Annotated in this window: 17 protein-coding genes; 10 read left to right on the top strand and 7 right to left on the bottom strand. The window is 60.7% G+C overall.

Translation table 11 applies throughout. The annotated features are described in order from the left end of the window. Nucleotides 1-3 precede the first annotated feature (3 nt). From FHT76_RS23290 to FHT76_RS23270, 5 genes are all read right to left on the bottom strand, one after another. Nucleotides 4-867 (bottom strand): carbohydrate ABC transporter permease, encoded by an 864-nt coding sequence (locus tag FHT76_RS23290; protein WP_183863306.1) that lies wholly within the window; start codon nucleotides 865-867, stop codon nucleotides 4-6. After that, the gene (locus FHT76_RS23285) at nucleotides 867-1,781 is read right to left on the bottom strand and encodes a carbohydrate ABC transporter permease (RefSeq protein WP_183863304.1); all 915 of its coding nucleotides are present in this window, start codon (nucleotides 1,779-1,781) and stop codon (nucleotides 867-869) included. The genes FHT76_RS23290 and FHT76_RS23285 overlap by 1 nt, the downstream gene beginning before the upstream one ends. A gap of 75 nt (nucleotides 1,782-1,856) precedes the next feature. Further along, nucleotides 1,857-3,095: a sugar ABC transporter substrate-binding protein gene (locus tag FHT76_RS23280; RefSeq protein ID WP_183753709.1), complete on the bottom strand. Its 1,239-nt coding sequence runs from the start codon at nucleotides 3,093-3,095 to the stop codon at nucleotides 1,857-1,859. A gap of 43 nt (nucleotides 3,096-3,138) precedes the next feature. After that, nucleotides 3,139-4,161 carry a LacI family DNA-binding transcriptional regulator gene (locus FHT76_RS23275; protein ID WP_183863302.1) on the bottom strand — a complete coding sequence of 341 codons (1,023 nt, stop codon included), beginning with the start codon at nucleotides 4,159-4,161 and terminating at the stop codon, nucleotides 3,139-3,141. 178 nt (nucleotides 4,162-4,339) lie between these two features. Continuing rightward, nucleotides 4,340-5,629: an ABC transporter substrate-binding protein gene (locus FHT76_RS23270; RefSeq protein WP_183863300.1), complete on the bottom strand. Its 1,290-nt coding sequence runs from the start codon at nucleotides 5,627-5,629 to the stop codon at nucleotides 4,340-4,342. A 140-nt stretch (nucleotides 5,630-5,769) separates the two neighbouring features. On the opposite strand from FHT76_RS23270, the gene FHT76_RS23265 reads away from it, so the two are divergent. Genes FHT76_RS23265 through FHT76_RS23255 form a run of 3 tightly spaced genes read left to right on the top strand, consistent with a single transcriptional unit; the run spans nucleotide 5,770 to nucleotide 9,667 of the window. After that, nucleotides 5,770-6,789, top strand: a complete 1,020-nt coding sequence (locus FHT76_RS23265; protein WP_183863298.1) for a LacI family DNA-binding transcriptional regulator — start codon at nucleotides 5,770-5,772, stop codon at nucleotides 6,787-6,789. 14 nt (nucleotides 6,790-6,803) lie between these two features. Continuing rightward, entirely contained in the window at nucleotides 6,804-8,660 is a 1,857-nt protein-coding gene (locus FHT76_RS23260) for a DUF2264 domain-containing protein (protein WP_183863296.1), read from the top strand. After that, nucleotides 8,657-9,667 carry a hydroxyacid dehydrogenase gene (locus FHT76_RS23255; protein ID WP_259185909.1) on the top strand — a complete coding sequence of 337 codons (1,011 nt, stop codon included), beginning with the start codon at nucleotides 8,657-8,659 and terminating at the stop codon, nucleotides 9,665-9,667. The genes FHT76_RS23260 and FHT76_RS23255 overlap by 4 nt, the downstream gene beginning before the upstream one ends. On the opposite strand, the gene FHT76_RS23250 is transcribed toward FHT76_RS23255, so the two are convergent. Further along, nucleotides 9,664-10,935 (bottom strand): Gfo/Idh/MocA family protein, encoded by a 1,272-nt coding sequence (locus FHT76_RS23250; RefSeq protein WP_183863292.1) that lies wholly within the window; start codon nucleotides 10,933-10,935, stop codon nucleotides 9,664-9,666. The genes FHT76_RS23255 and FHT76_RS23250 overlap by 4 nt on opposite strands. 158 nt (nucleotides 10,936-11,093) lie before the next feature. Next, nucleotides 11,094-11,771: a TetR/AcrR family transcriptional regulator gene (locus FHT76_RS23245; RefSeq protein WP_183863290.1), complete on the bottom strand. Its 678-nt coding sequence runs from the start codon at nucleotides 11,769-11,771 to the stop codon at nucleotides 11,094-11,096. Nucleotides 11,772-11,972: 201 nt separating this feature from the next. Here FHT76_RS23245 and FHT76_RS23240 point away from each other — a divergent pair, with 201 nt between their 5' ends. From FHT76_RS23240 to FHT76_RS23210, 7 genes are all read left to right on the top strand, one after another. Continuing rightward, complete coding sequence (locus tag FHT76_RS23240) at nucleotides 11,973-13,259, top strand: ABC transporter substrate-binding protein (protein ID WP_183753725.1); 1,287 nt, start codon at nucleotides 11,973-11,975, stop codon at nucleotides 13,257-13,259. A gap of 5 nt (nucleotides 13,260-13,264) precedes the next feature. Beyond that, entirely contained in the window at nucleotides 13,265-14,227 is a 963-nt protein-coding gene (locus FHT76_RS23235) for a carbohydrate ABC transporter permease (RefSeq protein ID WP_183753727.1), read from the top strand. After that, nucleotides 14,220-15,104 carry a carbohydrate ABC transporter permease gene (locus tag FHT76_RS23230; RefSeq protein ID WP_183863288.1) on the top strand — a complete coding sequence of 295 codons (885 nt, stop codon included), beginning with the start codon at nucleotides 14,220-14,222 and terminating at the stop codon, nucleotides 15,102-15,104. Before FHT76_RS23235 ends, FHT76_RS23230 begins: the two co-directional genes overlap by 8 nt. Nucleotides 15,105-15,125: 21 nt before the next feature. After that, nucleotides 15,126-16,199: a Gfo/Idh/MocA family protein gene (locus FHT76_RS23225; protein WP_183863286.1), complete on the top strand. Its 1,074-nt coding sequence runs from the start codon at nucleotides 15,126-15,128 to the stop codon at nucleotides 16,197-16,199. A gap of 24 nt (nucleotides 16,200-16,223) precedes the next feature. Next, nucleotides 16,224-17,303, top strand: coding sequence for an ABC transporter ATP-binding protein (locus FHT76_RS23220; RefSeq protein ID WP_113365370.1), 1,080 nt, complete (start codon nucleotides 16,224-16,226; stop codon nucleotides 17,301-17,303). A 66-nt stretch (nucleotides 17,304-17,369) separates the two neighbouring features. After that, a complete protein-coding gene (locus FHT76_RS23215; RefSeq protein WP_259185908.1) occupies nucleotides 17,370-18,245 on the top strand; it encodes a phosphotransferase family protein in 876 nt (291 codons plus the stop codon). Nucleotide 18,246: 1 nt separating this feature from the next. Beyond that, complete coding sequence (locus FHT76_RS23210; RefSeq protein WP_259126351.1) at nucleotides 18,247-20,697, top strand: FAD-dependent oxidoreductase; 2,451 nt, start codon at nucleotides 18,247-18,249, stop codon at nucleotides 20,695-20,697. Nucleotides 20,698-20,869 lie beyond the last annotated feature (172 nt).

Below are 20,869 nucleotides of genomic sequence, written 5' to 3'. Positions count from 1 at the left end.
AGGTCATTTCACAGCGCCGGCCATCAGCCCGCGCATGTAGTAGCGTTGCAGAAGCAGGAAAACGATGAGGCACGGGATCGTCATGACGGCGACACCCGCCTGCACGGCGCCCCAGTTGATCGCGCCCAGACGACCGGCGCGCACCGCCATCATCAGCACGGGCAGCGTGTACTTCTCGTTGCTGGAAAGCAGCACGAGCGCAGCCAGGAATTCGTTCCAGGCATTGAGGAAGGCGAAGATCGCCACGGTCGCGACACCCGGCAGGACAAGCGGCAGCAGCACGAGCACGAGCAGCTTCAGGTCATGGGCGCCGTCGATACGCGCTGCTTCTTCGATCTCCTTTGGCACCGCATCGAAGGCGTTGCGCATCATGAATACCGAAAACGGCAGCTGTAGCGTCACATAAACCAGCGTCAGGCCAAAGAGGGAATTGTTGAGCCCGAGCCTGGCAAGGATGATGAAGAGTGGTGTGAGAATGGATTGGAAGGGGATCATCAGCGTCGCGATGATCAGGATGAAGAAGACGTTCTTCATCGGGAAGCGGTAGCGCGAGAAGCCGTAGCCGGCGAGCAGGCTGATGACCACGGTCAGCACAACTGTCGCAACCGACACGATGAGCGAGTTGAGAGTATGCTGCCAGATGCCGGCGCCGAAACTGTCCAGCGAGCGATAGGAATCGAAGCTGATGCCGTTCGTCGGCCATGGCGGCAGCGGCGGCAACCGCGCCTCCGTGCCATGCCGGAGCGAGGCGAGCAGAGTGATAACAAACGGAGCGAGGAAGAAAATGGCTATAGCGATGCCGGTGCCGTGATAGGCAGCCTGCCCACGGATTACACGGCTTCGCCTGCGACCAGTGACGAGGCTCATCAGCGCTCCTCCCCGACACGCAGCAGCCAAAGCTGCACGACACTGATGACGACCAGAATGGCGAGCAGTGCAATCGACAGCGCTGCGCCATAGCCGAGATTGAAAGACACGAACGACTGGTTGAAGATATAGTAAACGACGGAAATCATTCTGTTTTGCGGTCCGCCCGAGGTCATGATGTAGAACTGATCGAAGGCGAGGATCGAGCCGGTCACCGAAATAATCAGAGCAAGCGCGATCGTCCTGCGCATTAACGGCAGCGTCAGAAAGCGGAAACGCTGCCACCAGTTTGCGCCATCGACGACAGCGGCCTCGGTGAGATCGGTCGGGATCGCCTGCAACCCTGTGAGCAGGATGATCATTGTAAAGCCGGCTATCTTCCACACGACCATGACGCAAATCGTCAGGAACGCGCTGTCGAAGGTGGCAAGCAGGTTCGGGCTCTTCTCGACCAGTCCGAGCGCTTTCAAGGCGGGACCGATGAAACCGCTGTCGACGTTGGCGAGCCACACCCACAGCAGCGACGCCGACGCCAGACCGACGACGACGGGTAGAAAGATGACGGTGCGATAGGTGCTGACGAAGGCCCGCTGCCGCTCGACGAACAGGGCAAGCGGAAAGGCGACCGCGAAGATCAGGATCGTCACGATGACCGTGTAGTAGGCGGTGAAGTTCAGAGCCGCGACGAAGCGGCCGTCATTGAACATGCGGAAGTAGTTGTTGAAGCCGATCCAGCGCTGGGCACCCATCAGGGGCCAGTTGTGAAGGCTCATCCAGGCGGTGAACCCGACCGGGAGCACGAAGAAAACGATCACCAAAAGCATCGCCGGAGCGATGTAGAGGAGGCCCGTCCATTCCGGTCGTGGGGCACGTCTGCGCACGCATGCAATCTGCTTTTGACCCGTCACGGTCATCGAAACACTCCGCATCATTCCTGGTAAAATCGGCCGGAGGACTGCCACCGCCCTCCGGCCACGGCCGCCGGGAGATTATTGGCCGCTGTCAATGATGGACTGCATCTCCGACTGCGCGTTCTTGAAGGCGCCGTCGACATCGTCGCCGAAGATGGCGGCGTTGGTGAATGTCGCCCACGGACCGTTGGCGCTGTTGATCAGATCGTTGAACTGCAGCGTATAAGGGGTCTTGGCGACCGAGATGGCCTTCAGGCCGACCTGCAGCCGCGGATCGAGGCCCTCGAGCACCTTGTCGGCGATGTCACCGCGGGTCGGCAGGCTGCCGTATTTCGCCATGATCTTCTGGCCGTCCATGGAGTAGATGTATTCGAGGAATTCCTTCACGGCGTCGATCTTCTTGGTGCCCTTGGTGATGACGAAGTTGTCGCCGCCAGCAAAGGAAGACGGATTGCCGTCAACGCCCGGGATGAGCGTCACGCCGAAATTGATGTCGGGATGCTCGGTGACGAGCGTGCCGATCGCGAAGGCACCGAGGCTCTGTTGGCCGATCTTGCCGTTGGTGAAGGTCAGGAAGTTGGCACCATTGTCGCTGGCAGCGCTTGCCGGGACAAGATCCTTCTTAACCATGTCGCGATAGTAGTCGACCGCCTTGCGCATCTGCGGGGTATCGAGGGTCGCCGTCTTGCCGTCGGCCGACAGGATGTCGGCACCCGCACCCCAGGTGAGCGGCGTGAACGTGAAGATCATGCAGCCACCGCAGCCGCCGCCGGAGAAATAGAAGCCGTAGGTGTCATCACCGAGCTTACGGATCTTCTCGGCGTTAGCAGTGATTTCCTCCCAGGTCGCTGGCGCCTTTTCAGGATCAAGACCTGCCTTCTTGTAGAGGTCCTTGTTCCAGGCGAAGACCGAGGTCTCGACTGACAACGGCAAACCGTAGACGCGATCCTGATAGGTGCCGAGGCGGACGTGCGACGGCGATAGCGAATTGAAATAGGGCAGCTTCTTTGCCCAGTCCGTCAGGTCTTCCAACTGTCCGGCAGCAGCGAAGGCCGGGTTGTAGATGAGATCCATCGACAAGGCATCCGGCGCCTGCCCACCGGCAATGGCGGTTGCGTATTTCTGGACGAGTTCCGAGAACGGCACCTCGGTCGCAACGACCTGGTTCTCGTGGCTGGAATTGTAGGCTTCGACAACCTTCTTGAAGGACTCACCGATGCCCGAACGGACCCACATTTCGACTTTCTCGGCGGCCGACGCTCCGGACACCAGGCATAGGGTGGCAACGCTTGTCGCAGCCAACAGACGCTTAATCATGGCACTTCCTCCCAAATTGGCGCATCTCCTCCGCGCCGGTTCCTCATCTCCTGGGGTTTTGGGCCCCGCATGACTGCCGCACCACAAGCCGGCACGGCAATTTCCTGACACCCGGATCCACCGGGCGTCCCTCCGCCAGCGCCAGGACCGTCAACCCGGCCTGACGCCCTAGTTCCTTCAACTCCATATCGACGGAGGTGAGCGGCGGCCGCGTCTGGCCGGCGACGATCTCCCAATTGTCGAAACCGACCACGGAAACATCGTCCGGCACGCGTAGACCACGCTCGCGCAGCGCATCCACCACGCCACGGGCGATCTGATCGTTGCCGCAGAAGATCGCGTCCGGCCTTTCGCCTTCCTTGCTCCAAATCTCAGCGACAGCCTCGTGACCCCAGGCCTCGGCCCAGTGACCAAACATGACGAGGCCCTCGCCGCCAATGACATCGCGATAGGCATCCGCGCGCTCGCGAACCGAGAAGAAACTCTCCGGCCCGGTCACGTGAGCAATCCGACGACGGCCCATCTTCACAAGCCATTCCACCGCCAGCCGCGCGCCCTGCGCGTCGTCCGAGCGGAAGGTAACGCTTGTGGATGCCCCCTCGGTGAATGCGTAGACGACGGGGACAGGCAGGTCCGAAAGATCGATCGGAAGCTGTCGATCCAATCGCTTTCCAGTGGCGATGATCCCGTCCACTTGCTTTTCCAGCATGGCGTCGACATGGATCTGACCGAGCGCTGGATCGTCTTCGATCGCGCAGAGAAAAACCGATACCCCGTGATCGAGCAACGCCTCCGAAATGCCGGCCATGACAGGCAGCGTGAAGCGCCCATACGTGTCGTTGGTCAACAGGCCGATCGTGAAGCTGCGTTTGCTCAGCAGGCCGCGGGCAAGCGCATTCGGACGGAACCCGACCTCGCCGGCGATGCGCTTCACCCGCTCCCGGGTGTCCGCGCTCATGCGCCCGGTTTCATTCAGCGCTTTCGACGCAGTAGAGATACTAACACCCGCCGCCGCTGCGACGTCGTGAATGGTGATCCGGCCTCTTTTTCCGCCAGTGACGTTCACCGCGCCCCTCCCTGTTCGACGATGAGAAAAGCTTTTCCCAAACCGATCGTCAAGTGAGAAAAGGTTTTCTCAATCAAAAATCATACAATTGTCATCGAGAGACCAGGAGGCACGAAAGCAAAGAAAATCGCGGCAGTTTTTACGACTGCCGCGATCCAATTCAGCCACGTGTATGCGATCAACCCTTGATCGTCGCCTTGCCTTCTTCAAGGAGACGGGCCGCCGCTTCGGCGGGAGTCGTCCGCTCGAAAGCGAGTTCATCGGCGATCGGACGGAAAACGCGCTGGTCGAACTGTGTCGAGCCGAGCGGTGCCGGTGCCGGATATTCGCCGACCTGATCTTTCAGCAGGTTAATATATTTCACGGTGGCCTGCTCGGTCGGATTAAGGTTGGGGAGAATCGCCTCGCGCACGACCGGCGACATGGGCACGCCGCGCTCCACGCCAAGGATCTTGCCGGCGTCGACGTCGTTGACGAAGAAGTCGATGAACTTGGCCGCAGCTTCGCCATTCTTGGTAGACCCACCGACGCTCCAGATCAATGCGGGGCGATAATAGTGGCCGGAGGGGCCGCCCTTCTTTTCGCGCGGCAGGAGCGTGATCGCGAGCTTATTTTTGGAAAGAAGCTGGTAGCCGACGAGCTGGTTGGAATAGGCCATCCCCATTGCCGATTTTCCGAGCGCGAGTGCGTTCGTGTCGATGGTGTTCTGGTCAAGCGTCTGGATATCGGCAGCGACGGTGCCGCCCTTCTTGCGCAGATCCTCCCAGAACGTGTACCACGCCGTCGCATCGTCCACATTGAAGCCGAGCTTGCCGTCGGCATAGAGGCTCTTGCCGCGCTGACGCAACCAGGCATCGAAGACGTAGGTGTAGCGCGCACCGTAAGGGCCGCCCCAGTAGTTGTCCTTGCCGCCAGCCTTCGTCAGTTCGACCGCAAGCTTGGCATACTCTTCCCAAGTAAGGTCCGCAGTCGGCACCGGGATGCCAGCTTTCTCGAAGGCAGTCTGGTCAAAGAACAGCGCGAAGGAGTTGAGGCCAAGACCGACGCCGTAAAGCTTTCCGTCCACAGTCGTCAGCTTCAGCATGTCCTTGCCGAACGAATCGACCTTCAATGTCGAGGGTACGAATTCATCCAGTGCCAGGCAGGCACCGCGCTTGGAGTAGTCCGAGATCGTTCCCGGCTCGAGCTGGAACACGTCGGCAATGGCGCGGCCAGCCATCTGTGTGGACAGCTTGGTCCAGTAGCCATCGCCACTCAGGGACTCACCGACGATCGACACGCCGGGATTCTTGCTCTCGTAGAGCTTCGTGACATCAAGCGTGCGTTTGGCACGATCGTTCGATCCCCACCACATCGCGCGAAGCTTCGAATCTTCCGCAAAAGCCGGGATCGAGCCTCCGGCGCCGAAGGCCAGACCGGCAGCAACACCGGCAGAACCCATCAGAAATGAACGGCGATTGACCTGCATCTTTCATCCTCCTCTTTCATCGCCCCGCCATCCTCCAACGGCTTAGTGGGCTTATGCGGCGTAGATTACGCAAAAAAATACTCAATGCAACAAATTATCTTTTTCTTGCAAATTTGCATTATTTGCATAATCTCCTCGATATGAACGAGATGAAGACCAAAAGACTGAGACAAGCCGACATCGCAGCCATGGCTGGAGTCTCCGTATCCACGGTGTCCCGCGTGCTCGCCAACGAGCCCGGAATCAGCGAAAGCGTGCGCCAGCACATTCTCAAGGTGGCGGCCGAGAACGGTTACTCGGCCCGCACGACGAGCGGTCCGCTGCGCGGCACTCTCGCCTTGATAGCCAGCGATGGGGTAACAGGCGGGCTGAGTGTCTTCTACGAAGGGATCGTCGAGGGGTTGCGCGCCGGCGCCCTCGATGCCGGTCTTCCCTTCGAGGTGCGGCTCATCCGCGAGAACAGGGCTACGCCGGACGTGGTCCATGAGTATATGCAGACGGCCGGTGCCGGCGGGCTGTTCCTCGTCGGAATCGATCCGAGCGCCGAGTTGCGCGCCTGGTTCGAGGACGCCGCGATCCCGACGGTGCTGGTCAACGGCACCGATCCGCGGCTCAAGATCGACGGCGTTTCACCTTCGAACTTTTTCGGTGCCTATGAAGCGACGACCCGTCTACTGAATGCCGGCCATCGCCGGATCCTACATTTGACGGGATCGCACCGGAACACGATTCGCGAGCGCGTGCGCGGCTTCAAAGCTGCGATTTCAGAGGTGGAGGGTGCGGAAGGACGCCTTGTGTCGATGACCTTCCATGGCAGTGCAACCCGCGAAGCGCACGAACTGACGTCCGCCGTGCTCGCGGAGAACGTCGGCTTCACTGCCGCCTTCTGCATGAACGATTTCATCGCCGTCGGCGTTCTCGAAGCCGCAACCGAGGCCGGAATGCGGGTGCCGGAGGATTTCGCCATCGTCGGCTTCGACGATCTTCCCTGCGCGCTGATGACCAACCCACCGCTGTCGACCATGCGCGTCGATCGCATGGCGCTTGGCAGGGAGGCAGTCAGTCTTATTGTTGCGCGCTTCAAGGACCGCAATGCCCCTGCCCGCCAGATTTGCCATGCCGTCGTGCCAATTGGCGGCGGCACCGTTCCGAACTCCTGAAATGAGCAATGCCGATGACCTATGACCCCGCCAGTGCAAATCCGCTTGCCAACAATCCGCTGAAGACACGCGAGGACATGTCGCGCGCGCTGCGTGACCTCTTCGATCCGCTGCTTCCCTTTTTTTCGGCAGGCAATGCCCGCGTCCGGCTTGATGGCGCGGCTGCGCATTTCGATCGCGCGGCAGCGGATCTCGAAGGCTTTGCGCGGCCGCTCTGGGGATTGGCGCCGTTTGGCGCGGGTGGCGGCGACTTCGAGGAATGGCACCGCTTTGCCGAGGGCATCGCCAATGGCACAGACCCGAGACACCCTGAATATTGGGGGACCGTCAACGGTCGCGATCAGCGCATGGTAGAGCTTGCGGCGCTCGGCTTCGCGCTGGCACTGGTGCCGGAGAAGGTCTGGGAGCCGCTGAGCGGCCGGGCGCGCGACAATGTCGTCGCCTATCTCAAGCATGCCCGGCAGTTCGACTATGCCGACAACAACTGGAAATTCTTCCGCATCTTCGTCGACATCGCGCTCGACCGCGTCGGCGCCAATTTCGACCGCAGCCTGACCAAGCAATATCTCGAGGAGCTAGAGGGCTTCTACATCGGTGACGGCTGGTACCGTGACGGCAATGTTCGCCGTATCGACCACTACATTCCATTCGCCATGCATTTCTACGGCCTGATCTACTCCAAGCTCGTCGACGACGACTACGCAGAGCGTTACCGCGAACGTGCTGTCCTCTTCGCCAATGACTTCAAACACTGGTTCGGCTCGGATGGTGCGACGATTCCGTTCGGCCGCAGCCTGACCTACCGCTTCGCCTGCGCCGGTTTCTGGTCAGCTCTTGCCTTCGCCGATCTTGAGGCCTTGCCTTGGGGCGAAATCAAGAGCCGCTGCCTGCAGCATCTGCGCTGGTGGAAGGACAAGCCGATGACCAACCGCGACGGCATCCTGTCGATCGGCTTCGGCTATCCCAACCTGCTGATGTCCGAGAACTACAATTCAGCCGGTTCGCCCTATTGGGCATTCAAGGCGTTCCTGCCGCTGGCTTTGGCCGAGGATCATCCCTTTTGGACTGCGCCGGAAAAGCCGCCTGTCGAAACGGCGAGCGTCCTGCCGCAGCGCCATCCCGGCATGGTGCTGATGCGCAATGGCGGCGACGTCGTCGCGCTTTCCTCCGGCCAGGAGAACCTGCAGATGCGGTTCGGCACGGAGAAATACGCGAAGTTCGCCTATTCCAGCCGCTACGGATTCAGCGTCGAATCCGACGAGCGCAACTTCGCCGGCGCCGCCTTCGATTCAGCCCTCGCCTTCAGCGATGATGGCCTGCATTACCGTGTTCGCGAGACCAACCGGGAGGCCAAGCTTGCTGGTGATGTTCTTTATTCCAAGTGGTCGCCATTCCAGGATGTAGACGTCGAGACTTGGCTGGTGCCGGCAGCGCCATGGCACATCCGCGTCCACCGGATCAACACACCCCGGCCTCTGCAGACCGCGGAAGGCGGCTTTGCGATCGCACGCCGGGATTTCGAGCTCGATACGCTTGTCGCGGACGGTTCGAGCGCCTACGCCGTCGGGGAAGCTGACTTCAGCGGAATTGTCGATCTCGGCTCTCAGGCACCGCGCACCGGCGTCACACAAAAGGCGCCGCCGAACACCAACATGATCGTTGCGAAGACGCTGGTGCCGCAGCTGCGTGGTGAAATTCCAGCAGGCCAGACGATCCTGATGACCGCGGTCCTTGCCGCCAACGACACAAGCACGGTAGCCGCCGCGTGGGCTGCTCGACCAAAGGCTCCTGACATTGCGGAGCTTGAAGCCCTTGTGGCGAGCGCCGGCATCGAGGTCAGCGCCATCAAGGCACCGGGGCAGATGCCATGAAGCACCCGTCCATCGCGCTTGCCATGCAGCCATCCCGAACAGAGCACGTCCTGAACGCCGAGGCGCTGCGCCGGTTGGCGGAGATCGGCCATCTTCTCGACCCTACACCGCTTCAGAGCTTTAGCGACGATCGTGCTCGCCGCGTTCTCGCCGAGACCGACATCCTCATCACCGGTTGGGGGGCGCCCTATATCGGTCGCGAGGTGCTTGCGGCCGCACCACGGCTGCGGCTCATCGCCCATGCGGCCGGAACCGTGAAGGGAATCGTCGACGAGCAGATCTTCGATGCCGGCATTGCCGTCACGCACGCCGCCGAAGCGAACTCGGTGCCGGTTGCGGAGTTTACGCTTGCGACAATCATCTTCGCCGGCAAGCAGGTGTTCCGCTTTCGCGACCTTTACGTCGCGGATCGCGACCGACACCGGACGCACGCGATGCAGCGGCTGGCGATCGGCAATTATCGCCGCACGGTCGGCATCGTCGGCGCATCGCGCATCGGCCGACGGGTCATCGAGCTGTTGCGACCATTCGAATACAACGTGCTTCTCTTCGACCCCACCGTCGATGTAGTCGAGGCGAAAAGCCTCGGAACCGAGAAGGTCGACCTGCCGACGTTGATGACACGATCCGATATCGTCTCCCTGCATGCGCCATCTCTTGCCTCGACGCGTCATATGATCGGAACAGAGGAGCTGTCGCTGATGAAGGACGGCGCAACGCTGATCAACACGGCGCGCGGCGCCCTGATCGACGAAGCTGCGCTGCTCAAGACGCTCGCCAATGGGAAAATCGACGCCATCATCGACGTCACGGATCCTGAAATACCCGAGAGGGGGTCGGCTTTCTACGATCTGCCGAATGTCTTCCTGACGCCGCACATCGCCGGCGCAGTGGGGCTCGAGCGCGGGCGCCTCGGGGACATGGCAATCGATGAAATAGAGCGGTTCACCAAGGGCGAACCGCTCCGATATCAGATCCTGCGCCGCGACCTGGCACTTATTGCTTAGCCGGCTTTCAAATTCGCCGGTGCAGCGGCGACGATCTCCGGCATCAAATCGGAGATCTTCACGACCTTGCCGGTGCGCGAACTGGTGAGCGCCGCAATGCCACACAGTACCGACATGGCGCCAGCACGCGTGCCGGCTCGTTGGCCAAGCTTGTCTTCCATCCCCTGCTTGAAGATCATGTTGCGCATGCGGTTGTCGCCGCCGTAGTGGCCGCCCGCCGAATGCGGCACGACGATGCGTTCGACGGCCGGCTTGTCTTTCGGGAAATTGCGGACGAGCAGGATAGTGTCCTCGTCAGGCGTTTCCCAGGGCTGCTTTTCGTATTGCCTGAGCTCAATGCGCCCATGCGTGCCGTTGAAGGCGATGTGGTGGCCTTCGATCGGCTGGAAGGTATTCAGCGAATAGGAAACATGGACGTTGTTCTTGTAGCGGATGCTGACGACCATCGTGTCGGGGATATCGATATCCTCGCGATAAACGCAGCCGTCGCGGAAGTAGCCATCGATTTTCGACGGGTCTTCGTACAGTGAATCGAGGAATGGATCGGCTTCGAGGTCGAGATAATAGTCACACTCGCCAGTATGCGGACAGAGCTTGCAGCGCGGGCCGCGGAACGGCCCCTTGCGGCCGTAGTTCTGCAGGTCGGCGAAGGAAGTGACGGCATCGGGGTCGCTATCCAGATACCAGTTCAAGAGATCGAAGTGATGCGTCGCCTTGTGCACGAAAAGGCTGCCGGAGTTTTCTGCATAGGCGTGCCAGCGACGGAAATAGTCGGCCCCGTGCTTCGTATCGAGGTACCAGTGGAAGTCGACCGAGGTGACGCGGCCGATCTCGCCGCCATTCAGCAGCTCCTTGATCTTGGCCGCCGTCGGCGCGTAGCGGTAGTTGAACGACACGTCCACGCGCTTGCCGGTTCGTTTTTCCGCATCGAGGATACGGCGGATCTTGTCGACAGCCGTCGTCATCGGCTTTTCCGTAATGACGTCGATGCCGGCTTCCAAAGCACGAACGACGATGTCGTCATGCGTATAATCCGGCGTGCAGACGATGACGAGATCGACCTGCTGCTCAGCGAGCATGGCGTCGATGTTTTCGTAGATCGGCGCATTGCTGCCGATCATCGTGCGGGCTCGCTCGGCACGCAGCGAGTTGGTGTCGACGATCGCGACGAGATCCACATGCTCGCGCCAGCCGGCAAGCAATTCCTTGCCCCACATGGTGGTGCCGCGGTTTCCCGTTCCAATCAAAGCAAAGCGACGTTTCTCCATCGAATGATCCTCCTCATGCGTATGAAACGAACAGCGTCCTGATGCCTGACCAAGGAAAGCTGCGCCCCCTATTCGCGGCTCATGGCAAAGCTGTAACTAAACAGTTACCTGATGGCAGAGATGGTTTCCTGTCAATAGCCGATGGCGAATTTCACGGATCAGGCGGAAATCGATGCGAGGGTCACGTGGACGATGTGCCTCTCCCAGGCGTTGAGATTGCCCGGCTCCGCCAGGTCACGGCCGAAAATCGTCGAAAGCGTGTACTGGTTGGACAGATAGAAATATCCGAGCGAGGCAATCGTCAGGTAAACATTCAGCGGGTCGGCATTGGCGATGAAGACACCAGCCTTCTTGCCGCGCTCCAGCACGTCGGCGAGTTCTCCGATCAAATGCGAATGCAATTCCTTGAGCCGAACCGATTGGCGTAGCCAGCGGGCGCGATGAAGGTTCTCGGTTCCGAGCAGACTGAGAAATTCCGGGTGCTTCAGGAAATAGCGCCAGGTGAACAGCGCCAACTCACCAATGCCCTCCTCAGGCGTGCGGTCGCCGATATGGAGCTCGCGTTCGGCGGTGCGGATCCCGACATAGGCCTCCTCCAGCACCCTGAGATAGAGCTGTTCCTTGTCGCCGAAGTAGTGGTAAAGCATGCGCTTGTTTGTGCCAGCACGCTCGGCGATGGCGTCGACGCGCGCCCCGCCGATGCCGTTCTCAGCAAATTCCTTGGTCGCAGCCTCAAGGATTGCCGCGCGGGTCCGTTCCGGATCGCGCTGCAGGACACGTTCGGGCGATTGACGCCTTACTCTCTTCTTTTGCCCATTTCTGCCGGCGCCTTCCATCGGCTCACCTTTCCAATTTCCCCATTGCGCTCATAGTACGTTGAGAACAGATTGTAAAAACGAGAAGCGTCAGCGGCACCATCAACATCAGCGCTTGACAGCCTCAACGCTTGTCCATAGCTTGTAACCAATTAGTTATTTGTTGCAAGAGAAACCAGCAAGGAACGTGTGGAGGCGTTCCCCAAGGGAGGAGGAGAACAGATGACGTTCAGCATAAATAGACGTGGCTTCATGGCGGGGGGAGCTTCGCTCCTGTCGCTTTCGGCGCTCGGTGCCCCTGCATTCGCAGAGGATGCCCGACTTCGCCTTATCTGGTGGGGCTCGCAACCGCGCGCAGACCGCACCAATAAGGTCTCGGATCTCTACAAGTCGAAAAATCCCGGCGTTTCGATCACCGGCGAATTTCTCGGCTGGGGCGACTACTGGCCGCGCCTGGCAACACAGGTTGCCGGCAAGAACGCGCCCGACGTGATCCAGATGGATTATCGGTACATCGTCGAGTATGCCGGGCGCGGCGCGCTTGCACCGCTTGAGTCCTATATGCCGGCCAAGCTCAATCTGGGCGATTTCGACAAGGCACAGGTCGAAGGCGGCAGTGTGAATGGACACCTCTATGGCGTCAGCCTCGGTGCCAACTCGGCCGCAACGGTGCTCAACACCACTGCCTTCCAGGAAGCAGGTATAGACCTGCCGACCCAGGCAACCACGTGGGAAGAGTTCGGCAAGATGGCCGCCGAGCTGACCAAGGCGGGCAAGCGGAAGGGCATGTTCGGCATGGCCGACGGCAGCGGTGCCGAGCCCCTGTTCGAAAACTACCTTCGCCAGCGCGGCAAGGCCCTCTACACGGCGGACGGCAAGATTGCCTTCGGCGTCGAGGAAGCCTCCGAATGGTTCGATATGTGGAACAAGTTCCGCGAAAGCGGCGCCTGCGTCCCCGCCGACATTCAGGCGTTGGACAAGAACGACATCGAGACCAATACTGTCTCGCTCGGCAAGTCGGCTGCCGGCTACGCGCATTCGAACCAGTTCGTTGCCTATCAGCAGATGAACAAGGACAAGCTCGCACTTACCAACTACATGCGGGTCGCCAAGGACTCCAAGGGTGGGCACTATCGCAAGCCATCGATGTTCTTCTCGGTGTCGTCGCAATCGAAGGTGCTTGAGCAGGCGGTCGATTATGTCAACTTCTTCGTGCAGAATCCGGATGCTGCGGTCTTGCTCGGTGTCGAGCGCGGCATTCCAGAGTCCGCTGCCATGCGTGACGTGGTCGCTGGCAAGCTCGATGCAGTGGGCAAAATTCCGCTGGAGTATGTCGCCGGACTTGGAGAACTTGCCGGCAAGTTGCCGCCGCCGCCGCCCTCGGGCGCGGGCGAAGGCGAACTGACCTTGCGCAACATTTCCGAGCAGGTTGCTTTTGGCCAGGTGGCGCCAGCCGATGGCGGCAAGCAGCTCGTGGATGAGATCACGCGTATTCTCGCGCGAGGTTGAAACCTATGACCAATGCGATGCGCACGACGGCTAGCGGAGCCGTAGCAGTGGAACATTACCAGGGAGCAGTGGCAGACAGCCGTTTTCGGCGGCTGTGGAATGCCAATGCGCCGGGTTACCTGTTCCTATTGCCCTGGCTTCTGGGCTTTTTCGGGCTGACCCTCGGACCTGCTCTGATTTCGCTCTACTTGTCCTTCACCGACTTCGACATGTTGCAGTCGCCGGGCTGGGTGGGTGCTGCCAACTACGTGCGTATCGCGACGGCCGACCCGAAGTTCGCGTCGGCAATGTCGGTGACCCTGACCTATGTTGTGCTCTCGGTTCCGTTCAAGCTCGCTTTCGCACTCTTGGTCGCGATGGCGCTTAACAAGGGTGTGCGCGGTCTGCCCGTCTACCGCGCCATCTTCTATCTGCCGTCGCTGCTCGGCGGCAGCGTGGCGATCGCCGTCCTCTGGCGGCAGCTCTTCGCCCGCGACGGCCTGGTCAACGCGGCGCTTGCCAATTTCGGGATCGAAGGTCCGAGTTGGATCTCACATCCCAGCTATTCGATCTATACGCTGGTGGCGCTCAGCGTTTGGCAGTTCGGCTCGCCAATGATCATCTTCCTTGCCGGCCTGCGGCAAATTCCGACCGATATGTATGAGGCCGCCAGCCTCGACGGCGCATCCAAGTTCCGGCAGTTCTACAAGATCACTCTGCCGCTCTTGACGCCGGTCATCTTCTTCAACGCCGTCGTTCAGACGATCGATGCCTTCAAGGCCTTCACACCGGCCTTCATCATCTCGGGCGGCACAGGCGGGCCGATCAACTCGACGCTGTTCTACACGCTCTATCTCTATCAGGAGGCTTTCGGAAATTTCCGCATGGGCTACGCCTCGGCGCTCGCCTGGGTCCTCGTGCTGATCATCGCGGTCTTCACTGCCTTCTCCTTCCTGACCTCGCGTTATTGGGTGCACTACGATGACTAACGGGATTACATCGGCCGTTGCGGCACCACCTTCCGATATCACCAAGCGCAGCCTCCCGGCATCGATCACGGTCCATACGCTGCTGATCCTCGGCTCGCTGCTGATGCTCTATCCGCTGCTGTGGATGGTCTCCGCGTCGGTTCGGCCGGAAAACGAGATCTTCTCGTCGACCTCGCTCATTCCGTCGTCGATCGACTTCTCATCCTATCTTCGCGGCTGGGTCGGCCTCGACATCAGCTTCGGCCGGTTCTTCTGGAACTCGCTGGTCATTTCGGTACTGACCGTCATCGGCAATGTTGTTGCCTGTTCGCTGGCAGCCTACGCCTTTGCCCGGCTGCGTTTCGCCGGCCGGAACTTCTGGTTCGCGATCATGCTCGGCACACTGATGATCCCGTACCACGTGACGCTCATTCCGCAGTATGTGCTGTTCCTCAACCTCGGTTGGGTGAACACCATCCTGCCGCTGGTCGTGCCGAAGTTTCTGGCAAGCGATGCCTTCTTCATCTTCCTGATGGTGCAGTTCTTCCGCGGCATCCCGCGCGAACTCGACGAAGCGGCGATGATGGACGGGTGCAGTGCCTGGCGCATCTACTGGAAGATCATGCTGCCGCTATCACTGCCGGTGCTAGCGACCGCAGCGATCTTTTCCTTCATCTGGACCTGGGACGACTTCTTCGGGCCGCTGATCTACCTCAACGACATGAACACCTACACGATCCAGCTCGGCCTGCGCACCTTCGTCGACTCGACCAGCGCATCGGACTGGGGCGGCCTGTTCGCCATGTCCACGCTGACGCTGGTGCCGGTGTTCTTCTTCTTCCTGTTTTTCCAGCGATTGCTGATCGAAGGCATCGCCACGACAGGCATGAAGCGCTGATGCAGTTACGGATATAGGTCAATGACTATCAAGAGAGTTGCGATCGTTGGCTGCGGCATCGGCCGTTCCCACATCGTCGAAGGCTACTTGCCGCATCCCGAGAAGTTCAAGGTGGTGGCGATCTGCGACCTGAACGAAGAGCGGCTGCGCGAGATCGGCGACGAGTTCGACATCGCCAAGTGCACGACCTCGTTTGCCGACGTGCTGGCCGATGAGAGCGTCGATATCGTCGACATCTGCACGCCGCCCGGCATCCACCTGGAGCAGGTGGTGGCGGCGCTGGCAGCGGGCAAGCACGTCATCTGCGAGAAGCCGTTGACCGGCTCGCTTTCCGGCGTCGATATGATCATCGAAGCGGAGAAGGCGGCCAAAGGGACGCTGATGCCGATTTTCCAGTATCGCTACGGCGACGGCATCGAAAAGGCGAAACGGATCATCGAGGCGGGTATCGCGGGCAGGCCCTATATGGGCTCGGTGGAAACTTTCTGGCGCCGCACGCCCGAGTATTACTCCGTGCCTTGGCGCGGCAAGTGGGCGACGGAGCTTGGGGGCGTGTTGGTCACCCATGCGCTGCACCTACACGATATGCTGTTGCATCTGATGGGTCCGGTATCGAAGGTGTTCGGTAGGGTCGCAACTCGCGTCAACGACATCGAGGTCGAGGATTGCGCCTCGGCAAGCCTATTGATGCAGAGCGGCGCCTTCGTGTCTCTCTCCTGCACGCTGGGCTCCCAGGAGGAGATCAGCCGGTTGCGGCTGCACTTCGAAAACGTCACCTTCGAAAGCAACCATGAGCCTTACTCACCGGGTAAGGATCCATGGAAGATCATCGCCGCGAATGACGATGTGCAGGCGCGCATCGACGCCATCATCGGTCATTGGCAACCGGTCGCGCCTCGCTTCACCACGCAGATGGAGCATTTCCACGCCTATCTCAGCGGCAATGGTCCGCTGCCGGTGACGACAAAGGACGCGCGCCGCGCGCTGGAACTCGTGACCGCCATCTACCAATCGTCCGATACCGGCAGCGAAGTCATCCTGCCGATCGGATCGGACAGCCCGAAGTACGCCGACTGGCGTGCTCGCACGAAGTAACGGACCAGGGAGGATCCTGAGATCATGGCAACAAGCGTCGTTCTCCAGAAGGTCGAAAAGCGCTACGGCGCGCTTGATGTTATCCACGGCATCGACCTGAAGATTGATCCCGGCGAGTTCGCGGTCTTCGTCGGCCCGTCAGGCTGCGGCAAGTCCACGCTCTTGCGCATGATCGCGGGTCTCGAAGAGATCACCGGCGGCGCGCTTCTGCTCGACAACGAGCGGATGAACGAGGTGGCGCCGGCCAAGCGCGGCATCGCGATGGTGTTCCAGTCCTATGCGCTCTACCCGCATATGTCCGTCTACAAGAACCTGGCCTTCGGGCTTGAGACGGCCGGCTACAAGAAGGCAGAGATTCAGCCGAAGGTGAAGCGCGCCGCCGAAATCCTGCAGATCGAAAAGCTGCTTGAGCGCAAGCCGAAGGCACTCTCCGGCGGCCAGCGTCAGCGCGTCGCGATCGGCCGTGCGATCGTGCGCGAACCGCGCATCTTCCTGTTCGACGAACCGCTCTCCAACCTCGACGCGGAACTGCGGGTGCAGATGCGCGTCGAGATTTCCCGACTGCATCGCAGCCTCGGCAATACGATGATCTACGTTACCCACGACCAAGTGGAGGCCATGACCATGGCCGACAAGATCGTCGTGCTGAACTCCGGCCGTATCGAGCAGGTCGGCGCGCCGCTCGATCTCTACAACAACCCGGCGAACCGCTTCGTCGCGGGCTTCATTGGCAGCCCGAAAATGAACTTCCTGCAGGCCCGCATCGAGCAGGTGGGCGAAGCAGACACGACCATCAACGTCTGCGGCAACGCCGTTCGCCTGCCGCGCCGGCTCAATACGGAGGCCGGGCAAGCCGTTACCTTCGGCATCAGACCGGAACATCTTTCGGTGCTCGAAACCGGCGGGATCACGCTTACGACTGTCAATGTCGATCTCGTTGAAAACCTCGGCGGCGCAACCATGCTCTACGCGAAGACTCCGGACGGACAGCAGCTGACGATCGCACTCGACGGCCAGCAAAAGGTCGAACGCGGAACGAACGTGAAAGCGTCCTTCGATCCGGCCCGGTGTCATGTCTTTGATGCATCAGGCGCCACGATCTAGCCGCGCTTGACAGCTGATCCCTCTCTGGCCATGATTTCAATAGGATAGGCCGCGAAGGGGAAAAGCGTGACGCCTGAAGATCGGATTCATGCGCTTGGCATTTGGCAGGGTCCGATCGAAATTGTCCCAATCACCGGTGGCATCACAAACCGGAATTATCTGGTGCGGGATCGCACGGTTCGCCGCGTCGTCCGATTGGGCGAAGACATTCCGGTTCACCATATCAGCCGGCAGAACGAGCTTGCCGCCAGCCAGGCCGCACATGCGGCGGGCCTGTCGCCTGAAGTCATTTATCATGCGCCGGGCGTGCTCGTCCTCGACTACATCGAGTCGAAGGCGCTCACGCCGGAGGATCTTCGGCGCCCCGAGACTTTGGAGCGTGTGATCCCCCTGGTGCGGGCCTGCCACCATGACATCGCCCGCGAATTTCGCGGCGCGGCGGCGATCTTCTGGGTGTTCCATGTCATTCGCGACTACATCGCGAATCTGGAAGCAGCCGACAGCCCCTATCGCCGGCTTTTCCCGGATCTGCTCGCCAAAGCCGAAAGGCTGGAGGCGGCGGGTGGCCCGTTCGAGATCGCCTTCGGCCACAACGACATGCTGGCCGCCAACTTTCTCGATGATGGCAAGCGCCTGTGGCTGATCGACTGGGACTATGCGGGGTTCAACACGCCGCTTTTCGACCTTGGCGGTCTTGCCTCCAACAGCGAGTTCTCCGAGGCGACCGAGCGAGCCATGCTCGAGACCTACTACCGGATGCCGCTGAGTGCTAATCTCTGGCGGCGCTACCAAGCCATGAAGTGCGCGTCGCTGCTGCGCGAGACACTCTGGAGCATGGTGTCGGAAATCCATTCCACCATCGACTTCGACTACGCCGGTTATACGGCCGAGAATTTAGCGCGCTTCGAGCGCGCCTATGACGCTTTTGAACAGGATCGGTAATATGACGAAGGAATTGCCAAAGACCGCCAAGGCTGTTGTCATCGGCGGCGGGATCATCGGCTGCTCGACGGCCTACCATCTCGGCAAGCTCGGCTGGACGGACACGGTGCTTCTGGAGCGCAAGAAGCTGACTTCGGGCACGACCTTCCATGCGGCCGGCCTCGTTGGCCAGTTGCGCACCAGCGCCAACATCACCCAGCTGCTCGGCTATTCCGTCGATCTCTACAAGAAGCTTGAAGCCGAGACCGGGCTAGGCACCGGCTGGAAGATGAATGGAGGCTTGCGCCTAGCCTGCAACGAGGAGCGCTGGACCGAGGTCAAGCGCCAGGCGACGACCGCGCAATCCTTCGGGCTCGAGATGCAACTGCTGACGCCGCAGGAGGCCTTCGATCTCTGGCCGCTGATGACAATAGACGATCTCGTCGGCGCGGCCTTTCTGCCGACCGATGGCCAGGCCAATCCATCTGACATCACGCAGGCGCTTGCCAAGGGCGCACGCATGTCCGGTGTCGCGATTTTCGAGGATACAGAAGTTCTCGATCTCGAGATCGACAAGGGCAGGATTCGCGCTGTCATCACCGAGCATGGCCGCATTGAGTGCGAACGCGTCGTGGTCTGCGCCGGCCAGTGGACGCGCGCCTTTGCGACGCGCTTCGGCGTAAACGTGCCGCTCGTATCCGTCGAGCACCAGTACATCATCACCGAATCCTTCGGCGTGCCGTCGAACCTGCCGACGTTGCGCGACCCCGACCGGCTGACCTACTACAAGGAGGAGGTCGGTGGCATCGTCATGGGCGGCTACGAGCCGAACCCGATCCCCTGGGCCAAGGACGGTATTCCCGAAGGCTTCCACTACACACTGCTCGACAGCAATTTCGATCATTTCGAGCAGGTCATGGAGCAGGCGCTTGGCCGGGTTCCGGCTCTCGAAACCGTCGGCGTTAAACAGTTGCTGAACGGGCCGGAGAGCTTTACGCCCGATGGCAACTTCATTCTCGGCGAAGCACCGGAGCTGAAGAACTTCTTCGTCGGCGCCGGCTTCAACGCCTTCGGTATCGCGTCCGGCGGCGGCGCCGGCATGGCGTTGGCTGAATGGGTTGCCAAGGGTGAACCGCCTTATGACCTCTGGCCGGTCGATATCCGCCGCTTCGGCCGCCCGCACTTCGATACGGACTGGGTGCGCACGCGCACGCTTGAGGCCTATGGCAAGCACTACACGCTGGCCTTCCCCTTCGAGGAGTATTCGAGCGGGCGACCATGCCGCAAATCGCCGCTATACGACCGGCTGAAGGCGCAGGGGGCCTGCTTCGGCGAAAAACTCGGATGGGAGCGGCCGAACTGGTTTGCCGATCTCTTCGCCAACGAGGAACCGAAGGACATCTACACCTACGGCCGTCAGAACTGGTTCGAGGCCGTCGGGCGGGAACACAAGGCGGTGCGCGAAGCCGCCGTGATCTTCGATCAGACGTCTTTCGCCAAGTTTGTCTTGAAGGGGCGCGATGCCGAGGCGGCATTGTCGTGGATCGCCTCCAACGACGTGGCAAAGCCAGTCGGTTCGCTCGTCTACACGCAAATGCTGAACGACAAGGGCGGCATCGAGTGCGATCTCACCTGCGCCCGCGTCGCCGATGACGAGTATTACATCGTGACCGGCACCGGCTTCGCGACACATGACTTCGACTGGATCGCACGCAATATTCCGGATGGGATGCATGCAGAGCTCGTCGACGTCACCTCCGCCTATTCCGTTCTGGCGCTGATGGGACCGAATGCGCGGGCCGTGCTCGAGAAAGTGACAAACAGCGATGTTTCCAATGCCGCATTCCCCTTCGGGCGCGTCAAGACAATCGGCATTGCCGGCTGCCCGGTCCGGGCGCTGCGCATCACCTATGTCGGGGAACTCGGTTACGAGCTGCATGTGCCGGTCGAATACGCAACAACGGTTTATGACGCGCTGATGGCGGCGGGCGCTCCGCTGCAACTTGGTAATGCCGGCTATCGCGCCATCGAAAGCTGCCGCCTCGAAAAGGGTTATCGCGCCTGGGGTTCGGATATCGGCCCGGATCACACACCTGTTGAAGCCGGACTCGGCTGGGCCCTGAAGACGAGGAAGAACACGCCGTTTCGGGGCCGCGAGGCAATCGAACGGCAGCTCGCGACAGGCGTCAAGAAGATGCTTGCCTGCTTCGTGCCTGAGGATCCCGATATCGTGCTGCTCGGCCGCGAGACGGTCTACCGTGACGGCAAGCGCGTCGGCTGGCTCTCCAGCGGCGGCTTCGGCTACACAATTGGCAAGCCGATCGGGTACGGCTATGTCCGCAACCCCGAAGGCGTGAGCGAAGACTTCGTGCTGTCCGGCAGCTACGAACTCGACGTGGCCCGTGAGCGGGTGCCCTGCCAAGTTTCGCTGAAACCGTTGTACGATCCGGAAATGGTGAGGGTGAAGGGATAGGCACTGAGCTGAGAGGCGGTCATTCCTTTGCTTGTCACCGGAAACCAGGCGTCGAGCGTCGGCGCGGTGAATGACCATAAGCCGTGCCTCCTACACCCCAAGGATGGGGCACACCGAATCCCTATGACAGCACAGGGATGACGGGCTGGGCGCAAGTAAGCCGGCAAGAACA

It is taken from the genome of Rhizobium sp. BK176 (assembly GCF_024808055.1).
This window is presented reverse-complemented; position numbering and strand designations above follow the sequence as displayed.

Bases quoted from the DNA above. Each gene is read 5' to 3' on its own strand.
- FHT76_RS23210 (WP_259126351.1), top strand. From the start codon at position 18,247: ATGACGAAGGAATTGCCAAAGACCGCCAAGGCTGTTGTCATCGGCGGC.
- FHT76_RS23265 (WP_183863298.1), top strand. From the start codon at position 5,770: ATGAACGAGATGAAGACCAAAAGACTGAGACAAGCCGACATCGCAGCC.
- FHT76_RS23230 (WP_183863288.1), top strand. From the start codon at position 14,220: ATGACTAACGGGATTACATCGGCCGTTGCGGCACCACCTTCCGATATC.
- FHT76_RS23240 (WP_183753725.1), top strand. From the start codon at position 11,973: ATGACGTTCAGCATAAATAGACGTGGCTTCATGGCGGGGGGAGCTTCG.
- FHT76_RS23260 (WP_183863296.1), top strand. From the start codon at position 6,804: ATGACCTATGACCCCGCCAGTGCAAATCCGCTTGCCAACAATCCGCTG.
- FHT76_RS23285 (WP_183863304.1), bottom strand. From the start codon at position 1,781: ATGACCGTGACGGGTCAAAAGCAGATTGCATGCGTGCGCAGACGTGCC.
- FHT76_RS23290 (WP_183863306.1), bottom strand. From the start codon at position 867: ATGAGCCTCGTCACTGGTCGCAGGCGAAGCCGTGTAATCCGTGGGCAG.
- FHT76_RS23280 (WP_183753709.1), bottom strand. From the start codon at position 3,095: ATGATTAAGCGTCTGTTGGCTGCGACAAGCGTTGCCACCCTATGCCTG.
- FHT76_RS23220 (WP_113365370.1), top strand. From the start codon at position 16,224: ATGGCAACAAGCGTCGTTCTCCAGAAGGTCGAAAAGCGCTACGGCGCG.
- FHT76_RS23255 (WP_259185909.1), top strand. From the start codon at position 8,657: ATGAAGCACCCGTCCATCGCGCTTGCCATGCAGCCATCCCGAACAGAG.
- FHT76_RS23270 (WP_183863300.1), bottom strand. From the start codon at position 5,629: ATGCAGGTCAATCGCCGTTCATTTCTGATGGGTTCTGCCGGTGTTGCT.
- FHT76_RS23235 (WP_183753727.1), top strand. From the start codon at position 13,265: ATGACCAATGCGATGCGCACGACGGCTAGCGGAGCCGTAGCAGTGGAA.
- FHT76_RS23250 (WP_183863292.1), bottom strand. From the start codon at position 10,935: ATGGAGAAACGTCGCTTTGCTTTGATTGGAACGGGAAACCGCGGCACC.
- FHT76_RS23245 (WP_183863290.1), bottom strand. From the start codon at position 11,771: ATGGAAGGCGCCGGCAGAAATGGGCAAAAGAAGAGAGTAAGGCGTCAA.
- FHT76_RS23225 (WP_183863286.1), top strand. From the start codon at position 15,126: ATGACTATCAAGAGAGTTGCGATCGTTGGCTGCGGCATCGGCCGTTCC.